Here is a 21347-nt window from a genome sequence, read left to right as displayed (position 1 = left end):
TTCATTCAACACCCCCATCATATGTGATTTTATTTAGTAAGTCCATCAAATAGCGCTCACAAATTGAAACCGCTCACTAAACTGATCCACCCCCATTTATCACCCATTTTTTGATATACTGGAAAGCAGTGTTTCGATTACGAAGGGGGTCTCCTCATGGACAAAAATGAAATGAGCTTAAAATGGCTGGTTACCGGTGCGCTATTCAGCAGCATCGGGATGAGCTTTGTCTGGCCGCTTACCAGCGTCTACTTACATAATCGACTAGGTGTATCGCTTACCTGGATTGGCGTCGTCTTGTTATTTAATTCCCTCGCCAGTGTCCTTGGCAGCTATTTAGGCGGTTATTTATACGATCGCCAAAACCCATACCATCTACTAGTCGGCGGGGTCACCGCTTCAACGATTACCTTGCTGATACTTGTCTTTTTCCATGGCTGGCCAGCATTTGGAATTATTTTGTTTTTCAACGGGATCGCCAGTGGCTGGAACTTAGCTGTGGTGAACTCAATTGGCACCAGCATCAAGGAAAAAGACAGCCGCTACGTGTTTAATATGCTCTATTTTGTCCAAAACTTGGGCATTGTGATTGGCACTTCGCTAGTTGGTTTCATTTACAGCATTAGTGTCACCCTTTTATTTGTCGTGGCCAGCACGTTATTTGTCATCTTCTTGGCAACGGTGATCATCAAATACAAACCAGCCGCCAACAAGAATCGCAAGCGGGTTTCGGATACCGAAAAAACAGCTTGGCGTTCCAGCCAGCTGCCACGAGCCAATGCAATTATTCTCACAACTTTTTTCATGTCGCTTTTTATTATCTGGATTATGTATCAACAGTGGGTTTCCAACCTCTCCGTTTATATGACCAGTCTGGGAATTCCGCTTCGAAACTACAGTTTTCTTTGGACCATCAATGCCGGCTTGATTGTCGTCAGCCAAATCATTATTAATTGGCTGGCCCGCTATCACGAGAACTTAATCTTGCAGGTCTTTTTTGGCTTTACCATGTTAGCGGCTTCCTTTTTTATCTTAATTTTTGCGAGGACCTATCCCATCTTCGTCCTCGCAATGGTGACGTTAACAATTGGTGAAGCCACCGCATTTCCGACAATCCCAGCACTAGTCAACACCCTCACCCCAATTGAAGCTAAAGGGCGCTATCAAGGCCTCATTCAGTCTTGGGCATCCGCTGGTCGGGCACTCGGCCCCCTTTTTGGTGGTCTCGTCATTGAAATGACCTCATTTCCCGTGCTATTTATCATTGCAACAATTGCAGTATTATTGGTGTTAGTGACCACGATTGGTTTATGGCAAGCCCTGCATGGCGAGCTTAAAGCATATCAACGAGGCTAACGGATGTTGTAGTCGTTACCACCATCATTGATGCCTCTGGTTGGTCAGCCGGGTTACCTGAAATAATCGCCAATATAGGCCAAAATTAATCAAGCCAATTATTGCCAGCATTCCAAACGCCCACTGGGACCCCAAAACAACGTTTTGTCCACTAGACAACCCGGATGACTGAACTGCCGTCATGAAGACTGAAATCACGGCCGTTCCAATTGAACCGGCAACTTGCTGACCAGTCCCATATAACGCGTTGGCATCATTTTGCTCGGCTTTATCCAAATTTTTCAACCCATAGGTCATCGTATTTCCAAAGGCCATCGCCCGACCACCGGCATAAATGGCATAAAAAATAGCGACCCAAAGAACTGAAATATGGCGGGCAAAGATCGTAAACCCAATCATCATGACAAAATAAAACGTGTTGCCTAAGTATAACGGCAACTTGCCGCCATAGCGATCCAGCATGATCCCATAGAACGGTTGGCCGGACGCGTTTAAAATACTCCCAGGCAACAAAATCAGTCCACCAACAAATGAGGTCGCACCGTTAACCAACTGAACATAACTTGGCAGCATAAAGTTAATCCCTAAGTTTGAAAATTGTAAGAGAACGTAAGGCAAAAAACTATAGATAAAGGCCGGGCGTTTAAAAACCGACAGCTTAAATAGCGCTTTATGGCTGTATTTGGATCGCCAATAAAACAAACCAAACGCTGCCATACTGACCATTACTCCTGCCAAGCACTTAACCCAGCCAGTTGGTGTTGCTAGTGTATTGACACCTACCAGCAGCGAAATCATTCCAATCGATAGCAATCCAAACCGAAGCCAGTCAAAGGGGTAACGTGTAGCAGGCAACCTTGTATACTGCTTAATAATCCCAATGCCCACCGCTAGGAGAATCACCGCAACGGGCAGCGTACTCCAAAAAATCATCCGCCAGTTCGCCAAGTAGACCACTGCTCCGCCAAAAGTCGGCCCAAATGCCGGCGCCACAATCAAGATTAAATTAGTAATCCCCAAATAGGTTCCTAACTTACTTCTAGGAACAACTTCTAAAATGATATTATTCATTAATGGGGCTGATAGACCCACACAACCAGCTTGAATTAGTCGGCCCACTAGCAAGATCAAATAAGTGGGGGCTAATGCGCACAAAACATCGCCAACAATGAACAACAGAGCCGCTACCACAAACAACGTGCGATTGGTAAACCGACGCTTTAAGAAGGCCGAGCAAAGCATCAACAAGGCCACGGTTAATAAATACCCAGTGGTCACCCACTGAACGGACGTTAGTGAAACACGAAACTGCTTCATTAACGTTGGAAAGGTCACGTTCATCGATGTTTCAATCAGAATACCTAAAAAAGTTATTGAAGCAATCACGGCTACTGCCAAAAACGGATGGTTATGATGTTGACGGTTACGACTGGCTGCTGGCATATCACTTGTCCCTTCTAATTTAATTGAATTGATGCACAACAATTTATTTTAACATTTTCACTAACCAAATTGGTCAAATAAAAACGCCTCAAAGGACGCCTAATTGCGCTGTCTTTGAGACGTTTTTGACTATTTCAACCTATCACTACGACCGATTCATTTGACTGTGGCGAACACCATAGCCGAAGTAAATGGCCAAGCCAAACACAAACCAAATCCCAGAAGCAATCCAGGTTTCAGCTTGCAGCTGTGAGAGCATCACTAGGCACAATAGCCCAGAAATGATTGGTAAGATTGGATACCATGGCACCTGATACCCATGGTGATTTTGAATCTCTTTGTTTCGCCTAAGTGGAATAATGCCAAATGAAACGAATAAGAAGGCAATTAAGGTGCCAATATTAACCAAGTTAGTTAATTGGTCAAGCGGCACAAAGCCGCCCATAAACGCAATTACGATCGTAATGGTGACCAAGCTATTCCGAGGGCTGCCATGCTTATCCAACTTACCCAAGAAGTGTGGCAATAAGCCATCCCGACCGATCGAATAGATCAACCGCGATGAACTATAAGTCATTGTGACCATCATCGTAAACATCCCGGCCAATGCCCCAAGTGAAATGATGCCAGCAACCCAGTTCAACTTAACGAATTGTAGGGCAAACGCCACTGGGTCAGCCACGTCTAATTTGGTATACGAAACCATCCCAGTTAACACAACTGAAACGCCAACGTATAGAATCGTTGCCACAATTAACGTGCCAATAATCCCAATTGGCATGTTTTTCTTGGGATTTTTAACTTCGGCCGCTGAACTAGAAACCGCGTCGAAGCCAAGATAAGCAAAGAATACGGCTGCCGCGCCGCCAAGAACGCCACCATGGGTGCCACCAACCCAGCCAAATGGCAAAAATGGGTGCCAGTTGGTTGGCTTGACGTAAAAAGCCCCAACTAAAATAAAAAGTAGAATAATGCCAATTTTAACGACAACGATAAAGTTGTTCAACCGAACAGAAGACCGCATCCCATGATTGAGCATCCACGAAATTAAAATAACAATGATAATGGCAATCAGATTACCATAAGTTCCCTGACTGGGAACAAATGGGCCAGAAATTGCTTTTGGAAAACCGATGTGAAACCCCGTCAAAAACGATTGAAAATATGCCCCCCAAGCGCTGGAAACAGCCGCAACCGCAAGGACGTACTCCAAAATCAGTGCCCAGCCAAGCACCCAACCGATGACTTCACCAAAAACCAGATTTCCATAGGAATAAGCACTGCCGGCAACTGGCAACGCCGATGCAAATTCTGCGTAACACATTGCTGAAGTTGAACAAACGATAGCGGCCACAATGAATGACAAAATAATACCGGGACCTGCTTTGGTTGCCGCAACCGTCCCGGGCAGAATAAAAATACCAGTTCCAATAACTGCCCCAATTCCAAGCGCAATTAGATCAAAAGCTGACATCGTTTTAATAAACTTCTTGTCTGTTTCCAAGTAGCGATCCAATCTTTCCCGTTGAAAAATTCTTGAACCCAATGACATGATCCGTAACCTCCAGATAAAAATTAACTCTTGATTAGAATTATTAGTCTATTTTAACTTTTATGAATCCTAAAAGTCAATCAGCCAAAACAAGTGGAACCGGTTTCTATCGTAAAAAGTCATTATCTAAAACCTTTTGGTCCAAATATTGTATTCTAGTACTAGCAAGTGAGTTGAAAGGAGCCTTACCATGCAGAAAAATCGTCTAGAAGCCTTTACGGATGCCATCGTCCCGATCATTATGACCGTTTTAGTTTTGGAATTGGGTATGCCCAAAACGTCTACTTGGCAAGGATTTTGGGCGATGCGGGAACAGCTTTTGGCATACGCCATTTCATTCTTTTTACTAGCCATCGTTTGGGGAAACCATCACCACATGTTTCAGCTCGTCCAAACAATCAATGGTCTAGTGATCTGGGCCAATACGATCTTATTATTTTTTCTTTCATTTGTCCCGTTTGCGACCGAGATTGTAAATGATGACCCAAACAGTTTGTTTAGCTCCCAGTTGTACACCCTATTGTTCATCTGTATTAATTTAGCCTGGAATTTCTTGCGGGTAAGCCTATTACGGGCCAATCGCCATCATCAAGTTTTGGTGGCTGCCCTTGCGCATGAACCTAAGAGCTTAATCACGCTGGCTGCCTTCGTTGGTGTCTTTTTGTTAACGTTTGTCTGGCACGAATTTGGCATGATTGGCACTTTTTTAGTGATGATGCTGTGGATTATGCCTTACAAACGGATCGAAGAAGCGATGAAACGCCTATAAAGACTCGTTAACATTCGTGCTGAACTTTTAAATATGTAGAGACAATCAAAAGGGCCTTGAGAGTATGTCATCTCGAAGCCCTTTTGATTATTTTTTAAATCACTAAGCTCATGAGAACGCCTTGGTAACCTAGGAGTTTTCCCTTCAGCTCTTTTCAGTTGGCGAACTAATCTTTTGGATTGGGTCAAAGTAAGCCAGTTGCGTGTAATCCACATTACCACTATCAGTGATGGCTAAATCTGGAATGGCCGTGATTGGTAAAAACGAGAGATAAAACAGTGGATCGGGAAGTCGACTGCCAAGTTGTTCGGCCGCTTCTTTAAGTTCGATTTCTTTTTGCGCCAACTGTTCTGGAGTTAGATCCGTGGTAATCCCGGCAATTGGTAATTCCAATAAAGCAATCACTTTACCATCAATGACCACGACTTGGCCACCGCCACTTTCAATCAACGTATTAGCTGCCAGCGCCATATCCTTAGCGCTAACCCCAGCAACTACCAAGTTGTTATCGTCCGGAGAAGCTGACGTCGCAATCGCCCCTCGTTTAAACGACCACCCTGACAAAAAGCCATGGGATTGATTGCCATTGATACCGTACCGTTCAATAACCGATACGGCCGCCACATCTTTGGCAGGGTCCGGCAAAACAACTCCATCTTGGATTGCTAACTCAACGTCTTGAGCTTTTCTCACGAACGGGCCAACACTGTGAATTGTTCTAACCGTTGCCGTCCCTGCTAATTGCGTCACATGATAATCAAAATCTTGTGGTTGCATTAACTCATGAGCAAGCTTGCCGCGAAGCTGCTCTGAACGATGAGGCGGGTTAAACGCAGCGATCACTTGCTGATTTTCAGAAATTAATTTTCCCTTGCTAATGACGGTCTCAACGTTAAACGTTCCCGGTTGATCGACTAACAGGATATCGGCAGCTTTCCCCGGCGCAATCGAGCCCACTTGATCATCAATGTGATAAGCTTCAGCCCCATTGATCGTTGCCATTTGAATGGCCGTCATCGGACAAACACCTGCTCTAATCGCTAATCGAACCATGTGATCCAAATGACCGTGAGCCAAAATATCTCTGGCATTCACGTCATCGGTACAAAAACTTGTGTGCCGAGCAACCCCAGGGGCGCCCTCCGTGATTGCCCGAATATTTTCCTTGAGAAATTGGGTAACCGAGGATTCTCGAATGACCACGTGCAAGCCTTTACGGGCCTTTTCTAAAAACTCTTCATGAGAATAGCTTTCGTGGTCAATATGGACGCCGCTCATTAAAAATTGATTGAGGGCTTTACCAGTTGCCATTGGTGAACAGCCAAAAATCGGCTTGTGATTCTTTTGGGCAGCCAAAATGGCGTTAAGGGTGTCTGGATCTTTGGTTTCGACAGCTTCACGGACCGTTTCCCAAACACCATAGCACTTTTCATTAGGCTGCAGCCGCTGATGATCTTTGGCCGATACGTCATATTTAATTGTTGATTTGGGAATGGTATACGGCGTTTTGTATGGTAATCCCCAGAATACTTTTAAAGGGCTCTGATCAATTTCTGCGAAAATTTCATCTAATCCTGCCAAGCCAATCGTTGAAATGTACTCATCCAACCCCGACACAATGCTGGTTGTCCCTCTTGGAACGGTTGCTTGCGCAAAACGAGTCATACTCATTTTACTGCATTCAACGTGAATGTGGCCGTCAATCATGCCAGGAACTAAATACTTGCCAGTCGCATCAATTCGCTTGGTAGTAGGGCCAACGTAATCATCGACGTCATCGTCAACCGCAACAATTTTATCATGGTAAATCGCAACGTCTGCCGGATAATACTCCGCAGTATCCACGTTCACCAACGTTCCATTTTCAATGACCATATCGGCAGGAACTTTGGCCGCGCCGGCATCAATTAATTGTTTGAATTCTTCGATCGTCATTTGTATTCTCCATATGTTTAAAGTGAGCGGAGCCAGGCGCTTAGAAAGCGGAGCGTAAGGCTCCTCTAACGGAAATTCCCGGTTCTGGAATTTTCGTTAGAGGTGCTTACGTGTAGCTTTCTGCCTGGCGCAGCTGTCCTACTAAAGTGAGCGGAGCAAAGCGTTTAGAAACTGGAGCATAAGTCTCCTCAACCAGAAATTCCTGGGCTTGGAATTTTTGGTTGAGGTGCTTATGTGGAAGTTTCTGCTTTGCGCAGCTGTCCTGCTTCTTTTCTTAACTTAAGACTTTGGCACAATGTTTAAGACGTAAAGCAACAAAATGAAAACAAAAAACATTGCCCACATAATGTAATTAACTTCTTTGCGTCGACCAGCGACCGTCATCAGAATTGGGTAAGTTAAGAAGCCAAAGGCAATCCCATACGAGATGTTATAAGTCAAGGGCATCCCAATGACCGTTAAGAAAGCTGGCATGGCGATTTCAAATTTATCCCAATGGATTTCTTTGAGTGCTGATACCATCAATACGCCGACAATAATAAGCGCGGGGGCTGTCACTTGATCAGTTACAACCGTCAGTAATGGTGAAAATAGCATTGAAAAAGCAAATAATACGGCAACTGTTAATGAAGTCAAACCAGTTCGACCACCAACGGCAATTCCGGCAGATGATTCAACGTAAGCAGCGGTTGGCGTTGTTCCCATCACTGAACCGGCCAACATTGAAATGGAATCAGACATCAAAGCACGCCCAATTCGTGGCATTTTGTTATTTTTCATGATGCCAGCTTGTTGAGCCAAACCGATTAAAGTACCAGCCGTATCAAAGAAGGCAACTAATAAGAAGATCAAGACAACTGCCCACATCTGGGGATCCATAATTGATGGCAAATGCGTAATCCCCACCCCAAAGGTCGGCGCCATGCTTGGCGCCATTGAAACCAAGTGAGTTGGCATCGCAATCAGGCCGGTAACCAGCCCTAAAATTGTGGTAGCCACTAGGCCAATAAAGATGGCTCCCGGTACTTTTTTAGCCATTAAGATGGCAATCACAAAGATGCCAAAGATTGTCAGCCAAGTGGTCGGCACAGTTAAGGAACCAATGGCAACCAAAGAAGTCTTGCTGGCAACGATTAAACCGCCACCCTGCATGCCGACAAAGGCAATAAAGATCCCAATTCCAGCAGCCATCGCCATCTTTAAGTCCTTTGGAATCGCATCGATGACGATCTCACGAACTTTCAAAAATGACAAGATTGTAAATAACACGGAGGCAACAAATACGCCAGCCATAGCTTTTTGCCAAGGAATGCCCATCCCTAAGACAACGGAAAACGTGAAGAAAGCATTATCGCCTAACCCAGGAGCAATGGCAATTGGATAGTTAGCCAAGAAGGCCATTAACAAACAGCCCAGAATCGAGGTGACTGCGGTGACTGTGAACACAGCCCCTTTATTCATCCCAGCAGCCCCAAGGACACTTGGGTTAACGAATAAGATGTACGCCATTGATACGAACGTCGTCAAACCAGCCAGCATCTCACGGCCAATTGTCGTATTCTGTTCTGATAAATGAAAGGTTCGATCTAGCAGGCCACTGCCCACTAACGTATTGTCGCTCAACTTTTGCATAATTGCTAAAATCCCTTTCCAATAAATAATTTATGCTTCGTATTATTCCACATTTTCAATCATAATTCAATAGGATCATTCGTATTTTATCGTATTGACGATTAAATATATTATGTTAAACTATTGATTGTAACCAAAACACGAACATTTTTGGAGGAATAACGCATGCCAACTGAAGTATCTCCTGAGTTTACTAAGGGATTGCCAAAAGCCGAACTTCATTTACATATTGAAGGCACCCTAGAACCTGACTTAAAATTAAAACTCGCAAAGCGTAACCATGTCGACATCGGCCAAACAACCATTGAAGAAGTCCAAAAAACCTACCAATACGATGATTTGGCTTCTTTCTTAGCTGTTTACTACCCAGCCATGAACGTTTTACAACACGAACAAGATTTCTATGATCTGGCATTTGCTTACCTTCAACGCGCAGCGGCCAATCATGTCCGTCACGTTGAAATCTTCTTTGACCCTCAAGCCCACACCAGTCGTGGCATTCCATTCGCAACGGTCATCAACGGGTTGCATCGTGCGGTTGTTGATGCACGGGCGCTTAATGTTGATGCAGCGTTGATTATGTGTTTCTTACGAGACTTCTCTAAGGAATCTGCTCGCAAAACATTGCTTCAAGCAATGGCCTACAAAGATAAAATCATTGGCGTTGGACTAGATTCCGATGAACATAATAACCCGCCATTGAAATTTGCCCGTCAATTTGAAGATGCCGCAGCTGCAGGACTTCATTTAACGACTCACTGCGATATTGACCAAAAAGACTCAATCGAACACATTCGCCAAGCGTTGGAAATGATGGATGTTGAACGTTTGGATCACGGCACTAACATTGTTGAAGATCCAGATTTAGTCGACTTTGTAGCCAAAAAGAAGATCGGCTTGACCTCTTGCCCGCTATCTAATAGTTTTGTTTCACCAGAAATGAAGGGCAAAGAAGTATTGGCATTGCTAGCCAAAAATGTCAAAGTTTCGATCCATTCTGATGACCCAGCCTATTTTGGCGGCTACATTAGTGATAACTACTACGCTATCGCTAATAAATTTAATTTGACAAAGGACCAAATCGTTACCTTGGCGAAGAATTCCTTTGAAACTTCTTGGATCAGTGATGAAAAAAAGGCTCTTTATCTCAAGGAACTCAATGACTACGTTGCTACCCATTAGCTTAAATTCAGTTTTTCAGTCTTAAAAAGCGACTATGAGCAAAGAAAATGCCCACAGTCGCTTTTGTAATCCCTATTAAGTTATTAAACACTGCCCAAAGCCGAAGCTCAGCAATCGCACCCGTCATTATTCCGCAGCTTTTTCTGCTGTGAAATCTTTTAGCGCAATGTTGCCATCCAAAATACCGCTATTACCAGATAACTTCATCTGCTGGTTAACAAAGTCTAACTTCATCGGATCATCCAGATACATCTTTGAATAACCTTTATAGTACCAATCACCAAAGTTAGTTGATAACTTGGCGTCATAGTCAGGCACCTCAGCAGCTGGATCCACCGCAATAATATCAAAGCTGGTGTCTAATGAACAAACACCTACCTTTGAAAAGGGGCCAACCCCATCATCGAAACTCAACAAAAATTTACGATTATTCGGAAATACTTTCTTGAGTTGGGTCAGTGCATTGTCTGTAATCATTAATTTCATTTTATCAGCTCCTCATCTTTATACGTTACGCCCTTCCCAGATAAAGTCAACTAGATTGTACACAATTTATATTTTAACTTTGCTTATTCACGGTTATAATGATTTCGAGGTGATTGAATGACTAAACCAAACAAAATGAAAGCAATTGTTATTAATGAATACGGCGACGCATCCAAACTAGTTGCCCAAACGCTACCATTGCCATCGATTAAGGCCAACCAAGTGTTAGTTAAAGTTGTCAGCGTAGGCGTCAATCCAATTGATTGGAAGACTCGCAGCGGCCTGCGTCAACAACGATACCCGTTTAAATTTCCGATTATTCTTGGCCAGGAAATGGCTGGCGTGGTTTCGGAAGTGGGTGCTGAAGTCACTGGCTTTAAACCCGGTGATGCAGTTATGGGGTACGGGACTCCCAGCAATCGCGGGACTTACGCTGAGTTTTACGCCATCGATGCCGATCAACTGACTCATAAACCGATTACCGTTTCCTTTCAAGAAGCAGCTGGCCTGTCGCTTGCCGGGACCACCGCTTGGGAAGCGCTTTTCAACGCCGGTCAGCTTAAAAGTGGCCAAACCGTGCTGATTTTGGCTGGTTCCGGCGGTGTCGGTTCGCTGGCAATCCAGCTGGCTAAAAATGCCGGCGCTCACGTAATCACGACAACCAGCACAAAGAACATTGACTTTGTTACCAAATTAGGTGCTGATCAAGTCGTCGACTACACGGCCGCTGACTTCACCAAAGAAGTTAATCCTGTTGATTTAGTGTTCGATACGCTCGGTGGGCAAAATCAATTAGCTGCATTTAAAGTCACTAAGCCGAGCGGCCGGATCATCTCGATTGTCGAAACGTTGCCGCAAACAGCTGAGTTAAGCAAACAGGCTCATGTCTATTTTGAAAAGATGAATGCCGCCCCAGCCCACGAAATCATCTCTCAACTCAGTGCCCAATTAGGCGCTGGCAAACTTAAAGTGCCATTGGCTAAGCAGCTATCCTTCACAGTAGCCAATGTCCGTGAGCTGCATCAATTGAGTGAAACCGGACACGTCGTGGGTAAGTTAATCCTAAATGTCTAACGATACAATCAACGGATCGGATGAAGCGTTATTTACTAAAACTTCTTTTATGACTTCATAAAAAAGGGCCAGCTGAAAAATCAGCTGGCCCTTATGCGGCACTCATATTGCTATGAATGGACTTCTTAGACTCCACAATCCATCGAAGTCAGGCACCACAAATCCGTGCTTAAATTGTGTCCCGCTCAAAATATCACCTAGTCGCTTGCGCGAACAGCAAATGCTGCGTGATCTCTCGACTCATCGCACAAGAACAGTATGCCACAATTTATTGTTAACATCAACTATTTCTTAGACTTATCTTTAGGTTTTTTCTTTGCTGTTTCCGCCAAATTCGCTTGGACGGCCGTGAGCTTCTCAACCACCCAATCATTCATCGTCTTCGAATAATCATCAACGTGCCCAATAAAGTCCCCGGCACTGGCAACTTCATCAATTCGTAACCCGGATTGGTTCACCAGTGGCGACGTGATAACCAAATAAACGTTCACTGCCAGCTCATCTTGATCAGAAATCATTTTAGAAATCCTGGCCGGTTCTTGTAATGGTAAGTTAATCAAGTTGGTTTCCAATCGAATCGTCGCATCGACATCACTCACCTGAAGTTCACCATACCCGAGCTTTCCTAAATTAAGTTGTTCCTCAACAAATGCATAAACCGGCTGCATGGCGGCCCCTGGATCAGCAAGAATTGCTGCCAATTTTTGAGAAATCGATTTTCCAGGAATCTTTTCGTTAGTCACGTCTTCGATAAAGCTTGCTACATCTCTTTGCATTTAATTGCACCTACTTTTTTAGATCTTTTAATTTTTCAGCCTGTTTTTCTCGATGGCCCTTTTGTAAAACAACCCGCATCCGGTAGGCCAGCATAAACCAATATAGATTAACAGTAATGCCCACAGTCGCAATTGCGACCATCAGTACGCGAATAATCACGTTTGCACTGCTATTGGTCATCATCACGTTTGCCATGCCCACAAAGCCAACTGTGTAGATCGCAACCACGGCTGCCAACAAATAATAGCTGACCTTAACTTTTAGGATGGCCAAAATGAGGGTTGCCGCATAAAAGGCAATCGCAATATAAGTCACTTGGAACGCTTCTGACAGCTTAATCGTCGCATGTAATTTCATAACCGGCAAAACCATTAGCCAGTTCATCACTAAAAACATCCCTAAAGATACAACCGCCCACCAGACAACTTTTTTCTCTTCTGCTTTCATCTAATCCCCTATCCTATGCTTTCAAGAAAAAAAGGATAAATTCAGTTGTGAATTTTATCCTTTTACCTTCAGTCTTAGTTTAACTTATTTAGTTAAGTTAGGAAAGTTAAGTTCATCAATCTAATGAATCTTTTCGAAAAGCAATAGTGAGTTTGCTAATCAAATAGCATTGCCAAAATATCGTCCTTGGCGATTCCCGTAAAGTACTGGTTAGTGTCAATATCTTTTAGGACGTTAGCGACATCTTGGCGTTCAAAGCGAACGCCTTTTAGCTGGTCGGCCACTTCACCGGCATCTTTCGGGCCAAAAAAGTCACCGTAAAATTTAACGTTTTCAATCTTGCCATCCTCAACTTGGAGCCGCGCGTCGATTGTGCCATTTGTAAAGTGTTGACGTTTCTTTACGGTAAATTCAGGTGAATTGCCATAGACCCAATTCCAGTTGTTATAATAATCATCAAAAATCTTATCAATCCCATCTTGATCCGCTTCAGTTAGCTGATACGCCTTATCTTTAATCTGATCAAGATCATCCACATGGAACAGCTCTTTTAACAGTCGATCCCGGAATTCCGGGGTAGTGAGATTTTGATACTTCGGCGCTAAATAAGGCTTTAAATTCGTAACTCGAGAACGAACGGATTTAATCCCCTTTGACTTAATCTTATCTTCTGGGACGTCCAAAGCCTTTGGAATAACTGAAAGGTCCACGTCCAACATTAACGTTCCGTGGGAGAACGTCTTGCCATTTTTGGTGTACATTGCATTGCCAGAGAATTTCTTGCCGTCGACTAAAATGTCATTTCGACCGCTGACTTCTGCTGAAGTTGCCCCCATGTCGTGCAGGGCATCAACAATTGGCTGGACAAATGATTTAAAGTCGCCAAATTCTTCACTGTCACTGTCAACCACAAAGCTAAAGCAGAGGTTACCAAGGTCTTGGTAAACCGCACCGCCCCCCGATAGACGTCGGGTAACCACAATGCCGTGCTCGTCAACGTACTTTTTATTAATTTCTTCAAGCGTATTTTGGTTACGGCCAACGATAATACATGGTCCTTCGATATAAAATAATAATAGCGGTTCGTCGAATTGAATTTCATTCATCAGGTATTGTTCGGTCGCCAGGTTACGGCGAATATCATTTGATTTCATGACATAATAATACATATTCAAAACCCTCTTTTCATTTTTTAACTCACAAAGAATGTTAGCACCAAAGGTAAGCGATTACAATCACAAGAAAGGGGCACTCCAATTTTTTCAATTTTAAGTTGGCAATGCCCCACGATAATTACCAATTAGCGTTACACCCCCACTAAATTTGAGAAAACTGCTTGATAACTTCACAAAATAACCTAACCACCCATTGGTCACCGAGAACTGTTTCAGTTTATATACACCGAACACTTCATTATTAATAAGATAATACCGATTTCTAATCGCTTGCCCCCACTCATTTTTTTGCTTACATTTTAGCCGGAGAATGTTATAGTTTAAGTAGATGTAAAACGATGACGGGGTGATAACATGCAAGAACAAAACTACCAAAACGTCCTAGTACCTGTTGACGGTTCGGCTGTCACTGAGCACGTATTGCAGCGAGCAATCGAAGTTGCCAAAACCAACGACGCCCATTTAGATATTTTAAATATCTTAGAGGTCAACCAGTTTAATCAGACTTATGGGAGTGCTGTAAGTGGTGACGTTGTTTTCAAATTGACTGAAAATACCGAAAACAAACTAAAGGAAATGCAACAAGAAGCTGAAGATGCTGGCGTTAAGGACGTCAATATTCATATTCGCTTCGGAAATCCAAAGCCAATTATCGCTCGTGAATTTCCAAATGACCATGACACCGACGTCATTGTCATGGGATCGACTGGTTTAAGTGCCGTCGAACGGTTAATTATTGGCTCCGTTACCAGTTACGTTACGCGAACTGCTAAGTGCGATGTCTTAATTGTTCGTTCAAAAAAGCCTAATAAGCCAACCAAATAAAAGCGTGATTAATGAGCTGGGACAGCGATAGTTGTCCCAGCTTTTGTATCGTCATCGTTAATCGCCTACAAAGAAACAGTCATCAACAATGCTGTTAAGCTCAACGACCACCCCTATAAGCAAAAGTGGTTGGTTTAGCTGTTAACAGCCGCTTGTTTCAACGACTTCATTAAAGAGGATAACCGCATGCAACCTACTCAATGGCAATACCATGAAATCGTGCCGCCAAGGATGGATCGGCACTCGCTCAAATCACTTATGAAAGACTACTGGCAATTACCCCGCCACCTCATTTTTAGCATCCGCCGTGCTCGGCGGGTCCTAGTTAACGGTCGTTATCAACCGGTCAACTTTACCGTCAATGCCTACGACCATGTCGAAATGACCTTTTTGCCCAGTGATTTTGCTCATCCTTTCCCCCAGGTTAAACCTGATTCAGCAGCCAACGTAATGATTTTATACGAAGACTCAGATCTGCTAGTCACTAATAAACGATGCGGCGATAAAACCCATCCTAACCAACCCGGTGAAGTCGGGGCGACCATCAATCATCTAGCCGCATACTTAGCGCCTAAAAGAACTGTTCCATATATGATTCATCGCCTTGACCAGCAAACTAGCGGGGCAATTATTTTTGCTAAAAATCCCGTCGTAGTCCCAATCTTAGTTGCCAACATTCGCGAAAAGCAAATCAAGCGAACCTACTTGGCATGGGTGCAGGGAACCAGCCTGCCAACCCAAGGCACCATCTCGCTGCCAATTGGACATGATCCAAAAGATAAACGTAAACGCCAAGTTAACGGCCAAAATAGCGTGCCGGCTGTCACCCATTATCAAGTTATCACCCAAAAAGGGAACTATTCGTTATTAAAGATTCAACTAGAAACTGGGCGGACTCACCAAATCCGGGTCCATTTTAAAGCGCTTGGTCACCCCTTGGTTGGCGATCCGCTGTATAATTCAGGTGGTGCAAGCGATTTCTTATTACTACATTCATGGCAGGTTCAACTGTTACTGCCATTTTCAAAAACAGTCAAGACAATCACCGCACCGTTGCCAAAACATTTCATTGATTTTCAAAACCAACTATGAGTGATAACCCTCGTACTTTGAAAGGAGATTCCTATGGCCGATAAATTATTATCTACTTATTCTGCAACCGAATTATCCAAAATGATTCGAGCTGGTAAAATTGACCGCAAAGAATTGGTTAATGAGTTAATTGAAACAATTAACGATCGAAATCCCCAGCTAAACGCTGTCATTAGCACTTGGCCAGAACGGGCACTTAAGATGGCCGACCAATTTCATCATGCTGACCAAAAGTTTGCCGGCGTGCCAATTCTGCTAAAGGGGCTTGGCCAATCATTCAAAGACGAACTCGACACTGGCAGCTCGCAACTATTGGCAGAGCACAAAGCGACCTTGACAAATAATTTTGTTAAGGGCTTATTAAATGCTGGTCTAATTCCGGTTGGTGAGACTAACGCACCAGAATTTGGTTTCAAAAACGTCACGGATTCAAAATTATATGGCAATGCGCATAATCCATGGAATCTTGATTTTCAACCCGGTGGCTCTTCAGGCGGTTCAGCGGCTGCCGTTGGCGATAATTGGCTGCCGATTGCTGCTGGCAATGATGGTGGCGGCTCCATTAGAATTCCATCATCATTTTCCGGTGCAATTGGCCTTAAGCCAACCAGGGGGCGAGTTCCCGCCGGCCCAATCGAGTGGCGCGGGTGGCAAGGCGCTTCAATCAACTTTGCAATTACCCGACATATTTCAGACACAGCTAATTTACTTGATGCACTGACAACTGTTCAAATGGCTGCCCCCTTTCAAGTGCCTAAGCCATCGGAGAGCTTTTTGACGTCATTAAACAAACTCCCTCAAGATCTCACAATTGCTTATTCGACCAGATCACCGGTTGGCACCCCCGTCTCCGAAGAAGCTGAGCAAGCCGTTTTAGAAGCCGCTCAATTTCTTGAAGATGCCGGCTTTAATGTTGAGGCCGCAGATGCCCCGATTGACGGTATTGGCTTGATGAAGAGTTATTACGTCATGAATGCCGCAGAAACTGCCACCCTATTTGCCAACATGCACTTATCAGACCAAACCATCAAAGATCACGTTGAGCCACTAACTTGGGCGCTAGCCGTAACCGGTCGTTCAGTGACGGCCGTTCAATATAGTCAAACACTGAGCTTTTGGGACACCGTTGCAAGTGATATGGACGAATTTCAGCAAGCCTTTGATTTATACTTAACCCCAACAACTGCCCATCAAGCTCCCAGAATTGATACACAGCTGGTTTCGGATGACAACCTGGCTAAGCTGAAAAACATTGAAGCATACGATCCAGCCGACCAACTTCAGATTATTTGGGATCAGTGGCTGCCGGCACTCACTTTATCGCCATTTACTCAGTTGGCTAATATTTCCGGTCAACCCGCGATCAGTTTACCCACACACGTCGGTAAAAACGGCCTCCCACTTGGAATTCAGTTAATTTCCCGAAAGGGCCGTGAAGATTTATTGCTTCAAATGGGCAAATTCTTTGAGGACCACCATAAGTTTCAATTGAAGCAATAACGATTGTTTTTTTAGACAAGTTGGTCAAAGTAGTGGGCTGGGGCATTTATTCATTTTGGGTCAGTTATGCAAAGCAGGGATCTGTGCGTAAGCACCTTTGCCAAAAATGTCACCTCTAGGAAATTCCGGCAAGGAAACTTACCTTCGGTTTCTAGTCGCTTGACTCCGCTCATTTTAGGACAGCTACGCCAGGCAGAAATCTCCGTATAAGCACCTCTAACAAAAATCCCAAACCCGGGGATTTCTGTTAGAGGAGACTTATACTCCGATTTCTAAGCGCCTGGCTCCGCTCACTCTATTTTAGGACAGTTGCGCAAAGCAGAAGCTTGCACCTAAGCCATCTCGGCCAAAAATCCAAGCCCGGGATTTTCAGCCAAGATGGCTTAGGCTCCAGCTTCTAACCGCTTTGCTCCGCTCACTTTCTTAGGAGGCACTCATGGACATTCAACCAAGATTAATATTTCGACGGCTAATCACCGTATTAACCATCTTTTGCGGCCTGGGGGTTGTTGGGGTTTATTCACCATTAAAAATGCCAACAGCATCAACCACGTTTGCAGCCGCTACGCCGACCGACGCTTCCTTGGCAAACCAAGCTTCCTTAACTAAAGGAAACGTTTCTGCAGCTTGGCAGCAAGGTTATCAAGGTCAAGGAATGGTCGTCGCCGTCATCGATAGTGGCATCCAACCCCATCGAGACCTCACTTTAAGCAACCCAGCAGCCGCCAAAATTACTCGTGCCACCGTCAATCGCTTTATTGCCGAGCACGGCTATGGCCGGTATGTCAGTGCCAAGATTCCATTTACCTACGATTATGTCAATCACGACAATCATCACACTAACCCGGATGCCCAATCTTCCTTTCACGGTGAACACGTGGCCGGAATTATTGCCGCAAACGGATCTGCCTCACAAACTAACGCTCAATACGTTAAAGGTGTCGCACCTCAAGCCCAGCTTCTAAATATGAAAGTCTTTGGCGGTTTTGCTGACGAATTTCCCAGTGATGTTTCCCAGGCAATCTATGACGCTGTCGCCTTAGGTGCGAATGTCATTAACTTGTCTTTGGGAATTCTCGTTGGTAATCAATCAATCGTCGATCAAGAACAAGCCGCCATTCATTACGCAGTTGATCACGGTGTCGTCGTGACGGCTGCCACAAGTAACTTTGGCCACGCAGGCAGCATCTTAGCTGATAATAATGAAGATGCTAACTCTAACCAAACAACTTATGAGCCAATTAATACTGGCACCACTAGCAATCCAGCCGTTTCCGCCGATGCAATTGCTGTCGGTGATGAGAATACAGCTTTAGGGGCCAAAAGCGCGATGGATCCCATTTCTGGTTGGGGACCAACCCCGCAATTTGATCTCAAACCTGACATCAATGCCCCAGGCGAAAACATTATTTCTACTTGGCAGCATAATACGTTAACCTCTGATAGTGGCACTTCAATGGCATCCCCATATGTTGCCGGCGCGGCTGCCCTTGTGATGCAAAAATTGACTCGAACCCAGCCCAATCTCCACGGTAGGCCACTAGTAGCTGCCGTCACGGCGGCATTAATGAACGCGGCCCAACCAATGGCTGATTCTGATTATCCAGGCGAAATCGTTTCACCACGGCATCAAGGCGCTGGCCAGATTAATGTTGCCCATTCGCTTAATTTGACCGGTTCAGCGACGGATGCCAACTCAGGTCAAGGATCCGTGTCGCTCCACTCAATTGGCACAAACACCAATTTTGCAATTAAGGTAACCAATTATGGCAACACTCCGCAAACTTACACCATTGACCCCGGCACGCCCGCCACCGAAACTCGTGAATTGAAACCGACTGGCATCGGCATTGTCCATGACACGCCGTTAATTGGCGCTAGTTTAAAAGCTTCAACTGATACCATCGAGATTGATCCTAACCAAAGCAAAGTAATCAATTTTAACCTGAATATTGCTGATTTGACCCCTTCTAATCGTCAGGTTGAAGGTTACATTGCTTTCAACAACACCGCCAATGCCAGCCAAACGTTAAGAATTCCTTACTATGGCTACTATGGCGACCCCACCACTGAACAAGTTATCGATAAGCCGGCTAACCAATCCGGCAGCCATTTTTTTGGCGGTTATCTACTGGACGATCACAACACGCCACTTGGCCTCTCCGACCGGGTTTCATTAGCCAGTTACGTCAACGCCCATCCAGCTGTTTGGGATAAGTTGGCAGCTAAGATCGCCCCCAAAAAGGTTGCTTTTTCTCCCAATGGCGATGGTCAAGCAGACGCAATTACCCCCTACATTTTTGCCAAGCAAAATTTGGCCAACGTTAAAGTTCAAATCTTAAATCCCGCTGGCCACGTTATTCGTATCGTGGATCAAGAAACTAACACCACTAAATCATTTCATGAAAACGGCAATGCTTATAATAATGATCTAACCCTTTCTGCTTCCATGCGGTTAGCGCCTAAAAAATTTGCTTGGAATGGGACCGTTTATCAGCAATCATTCGGCAAAATGCACCCGGTAGCCGACGGCCGCTATACGTATCAAATTAAAACAACCAACTTCAATTCCGGGCAACATCAAGTTCAAACCTTTAATTTGCCGGTAAAAGTCGATACAGTTGCCCCAACAATTTCAAAAATCAGCTATCAAAACGGTATTCTAGCTGCCCACTATGCTGATAGGGGCGTTGGTTTTGGCCGCTTGTCTGCTATGCGGTTAACGATCAACCACGGCAGCACCATTGGCATTGGCCTGAAAAGTTCAGGCCAGGACAATTGGGGGGTCATCCGTTTTCGTTTGCCTCAAAAGCAACGTCAATCACTGGCCAAACAAGGCGGCCGGCTTCAACTGGCTTTAGCTGACGCAGCCGATAACACCATTAGTCGAACGTTTAAAGTGAAACCAACTATCAATCAAAATCTGCCAGTCTCGACGCAATCCGGTTCTAAAAGCCTGTGGCGGCAAGAAACGCGGGATCTGCCTGCGATGCAAAGCAGGGAACCTTATGCTTTGACGACCCGGTTTACGAAGACCCCAGGGATTCATTTTAAACATCTAAACGATAACAGCCTTTCTATCATTAACGCCGACAACCCTGCGTATAATGCTACCAATCACACACTGCAAATTGATGGTCAAGTAAAGCAGGCACACTCAAAGTTAATCATTTTAGCTAACCCAAACGAAGCCAGCGCCAAAAACCGCGTTCACCTCACTCGAAATGGCAACTTCCAGTTTAAGCTCCCCCTCCATTCGCCCAGTCAACGCGGGATTGGCTACCTTTTTAAACAAACAATCAAACACAAGACTTATTCATATCGGGGTACTTTAGAAGTCATCACTGACACAACCCTACCGACGCTCAAACTTGATCAAGATGACCAAGCTACTTTGAACCATCAAACCGGCACCTACGATGTGACCACCAACCAGCGCCAGTTTACACTAAGCGGGACAGTGGATGATAATGTCGACGGGTATTGGCTTGATATCAACGGTAACAATCTTTTTCATGAACAAAATAACGCCGGGTTTAACCCCCTGCCATCGCAAACCATCGCCAATCCTCATGAAGCGCATCATTTCAGCCAGACCGATAACTTGCAGCCAGGGGCCAATTACTTTACCGTGGTGGCCACTGACCAAGCTGGCAATCACGTCACCAAAGTATTTCGCGTTTTTAAGACAAATTAATCAAAATAAGGATTCAAACGCCAAGCCATTGCCAGTGTTTGAATCCCTATTTTGATTATTTAATAACTATTTTTATTTGCTAATCATCTGACTCATGCTGAGCCTTATAAGCTTTCCAAGCGGCCAGCCCAGCGTCGGTCAAGCCATCAACCGTTTTGCCATCACTTTTAATCAAACCGGCATCAATGAGCGGCTGGGGATGGCCGCCAATCGCATTGTCACAGTAGTCAACAAAGTGGTTGATCAAGGTACCAGAGCCAACCCGGCCAGTTTGAATGGCATCCAATATATCAAAATCAGTTTGTGAGATTTCCATGATTAAATAATCCTCCTTTTAGATGACTTTATTATAATTGAATTTCAGCTAGATTGTACTAAAGACGCTTCAGGAACCGAACCATTTTA

Annotated in this window: 17 protein-coding genes; 8 read left to right on the top strand and 9 right to left on the bottom strand. The window is 44.5% G+C overall.

The window, feature by feature from the left end; genetic code table 11:
* Positions 1–156 precede the first annotated feature (156 nt).
* Positions 157–1356, top strand: a complete 1200-nt coding sequence (locus tag YK48G_RS04605) for an MDR family MFS transporter (RefSeq protein WP_203629551.1) — start codon at positions 157–159, stop codon at positions 1354–1356.
* A gap of 24 nt (positions 1357–1380) precedes the next feature.
* On the opposite strand, the gene YK48G_RS04600 is transcribed toward YK48G_RS04605, so the two are convergent.
* Positions 1381–2799, bottom strand: a complete 1419-nt coding sequence (locus YK48G_RS04600) for an MFS transporter (protein WP_203629550.1) — start codon at positions 2797–2799, stop codon at positions 1381–1383.
* Between the two features lie 145 nt (positions 2800–2944).
* The gene (locus YK48G_RS04595; RefSeq protein ID WP_203629549.1) at positions 2945–4351 is read right to left on the bottom strand and encodes an APC family permease; all 1407 of its coding nucleotides are present in this window, start codon (positions 4349–4351) and stop codon (positions 2945–2947) included.
* A 190-nt stretch (positions 4352–4541) separates the two neighbouring features.
* Here YK48G_RS04595 and YK48G_RS04590 point away from each other — a divergent pair, with 190 nt between their 5' ends.
* The gene (locus YK48G_RS04590; RefSeq protein WP_203629548.1) at positions 4542–5120 is read left to right on the top strand and encodes a TMEM175 family protein; all 579 of its coding nucleotides are present in this window, start codon (positions 4542–4544) and stop codon (positions 5118–5120) included.
* 144 nt (positions 5121–5264) lie between these two features.
* On the opposite strand, the gene YK48G_RS04585 is transcribed toward YK48G_RS04590, so the two are convergent.
* Positions 5265–7055, bottom strand: coding sequence for an adenine deaminase C-terminal domain-containing protein (locus YK48G_RS04585; RefSeq protein ID WP_203629547.1), 1791 nt, complete (start codon positions 7053–7055; stop codon positions 5265–5267).
* Between the two features lie 279 nt (positions 7056–7334).
* Complete coding sequence (locus YK48G_RS04580; RefSeq protein ID WP_284692012.1) at positions 7335–8687, bottom strand: NCS2 family permease; 1353 nt, start codon at positions 8685–8687, stop codon at positions 7335–7337.
* Between the two features lie 165 nt (positions 8688–8852).
* Here YK48G_RS04580 and add point away from each other — a divergent pair, with 165 nt between their 5' ends.
* Positions 8853–9869 (top strand): adenosine deaminase, encoded by a 1017-nt coding sequence (add, locus tag YK48G_RS04575; protein WP_203629546.1) that lies wholly within the window; start codon positions 8853–8855, stop codon positions 9867–9869.
* 126 nt (positions 9870–9995) lie between these two features.
* Here add and YK48G_RS04570 read toward each other — a convergent pair whose 3' ends face one another.
* On the bottom strand, positions 9996–10355 hold the full coding sequence (locus YK48G_RS04570; protein ID WP_203629545.1) for an iron-sulfur cluster biosynthesis family protein: 360 nt from the start codon (positions 10353–10355) through the stop codon (positions 9996–9998).
* 117 nt (positions 10356–10472) lie between these two features.
* On the opposite strand from YK48G_RS04570, the gene YK48G_RS04565 reads away from it, so the two are divergent.
* Entirely contained in the window at positions 10473–11429 is a 957-nt protein-coding gene (locus YK48G_RS04565) for an NADP-dependent oxidoreductase (protein ID WP_203629544.1), read from the top strand.
* 284 nt (positions 11430–11713) lie between these two features.
* Here the strand turns inward: YK48G_RS04565 and YK48G_RS04560 are convergent, their stop codons facing one another.
* The 3 genes from YK48G_RS04560 to lplA all read right to left on the bottom strand — a co-directional run bounded on the left by YK48G_RS04560 (position 11714) and on the right by lplA (position 13822).
* Complete coding sequence (locus tag YK48G_RS04560) at positions 11714–12205, bottom strand: hypothetical protein (protein ID WP_203629543.1); 492 nt, start codon at positions 12203–12205, stop codon at positions 11714–11716.
* Between the two features lie 10 nt (positions 12206–12215).
* Positions 12216–12653, bottom strand: coding sequence for a hypothetical protein (locus YK48G_RS04555; protein WP_203629542.1), 438 nt, complete (start codon positions 12651–12653; stop codon positions 12216–12218).
* Positions 12654–12808: 155 nt separating this feature from the next.
* On the bottom strand, positions 12809–13822 hold the full coding sequence (gene lplA, locus YK48G_RS04550; RefSeq protein ID WP_203629541.1) for a lipoate--protein ligase: 1014 nt from the start codon (positions 13820–13822) through the stop codon (positions 12809–12811).
* A gap of 360 nt (positions 13823–14182) precedes the next feature.
* Here lplA and YK48G_RS04545 point away from each other — a divergent pair, with 360 nt between their 5' ends.
* The 4 genes from YK48G_RS04545 (at position 14183) to YK48G_RS04530 (ending at position 20942) form a co-directional block, all read left to right on the top strand.
* On the top strand, positions 14183–14653 hold the full coding sequence (locus YK48G_RS04545; protein WP_203629540.1) for a universal stress protein: 471 nt from the start codon (positions 14183–14185) through the stop codon (positions 14651–14653).
* A gap of 186 nt (positions 14654–14839) precedes the next feature.
* Positions 14840–15745: an RluA family pseudouridine synthase gene (locus YK48G_RS04540; protein WP_203629539.1), complete on the top strand. Its 906-nt coding sequence runs from the start codon at positions 14840–14842 to the stop codon at positions 15743–15745.
* A gap of 33 nt (positions 15746–15778) precedes the next feature.
* Positions 15779–17245 (top strand): amidase family protein, encoded by a 1467-nt coding sequence (locus YK48G_RS04535; RefSeq protein ID WP_203629538.1) that lies wholly within the window; start codon positions 15779–15781, stop codon positions 17243–17245.
* Between the two features lie 436 nt (positions 17246–17681).
* Entirely contained in the window at positions 17682–20942 is a 3261-nt protein-coding gene (locus tag YK48G_RS04530; RefSeq protein ID WP_203629537.1) for a S8 family serine peptidase, read from the top strand.
* Between the two features lie 79 nt (positions 20943–21021).
* Here YK48G_RS04530 and YK48G_RS04525 read toward each other — a convergent pair whose 3' ends face one another.
* Positions 21022–21258, bottom strand: a complete 237-nt coding sequence (locus tag YK48G_RS04525; RefSeq protein WP_203629536.1) for a hypothetical protein — start codon at positions 21256–21258, stop codon at positions 21022–21024.
* Between the last annotated feature and the right edge of the window lie 89 nt (positions 21259–21347).

This window comes from Lentilactobacillus fungorum (genome assembly GCF_016860605.1).
Lineage (GTDB): Bacteria > Bacillota > Bacilli > Lactobacillales > Lactobacillaceae > Lentilactobacillus > Lentilactobacillus fungorum.
Note: the sequence above shows the minus strand (reverse complement) of the source record. Positions and strands in the feature narration are given on the sequence as shown.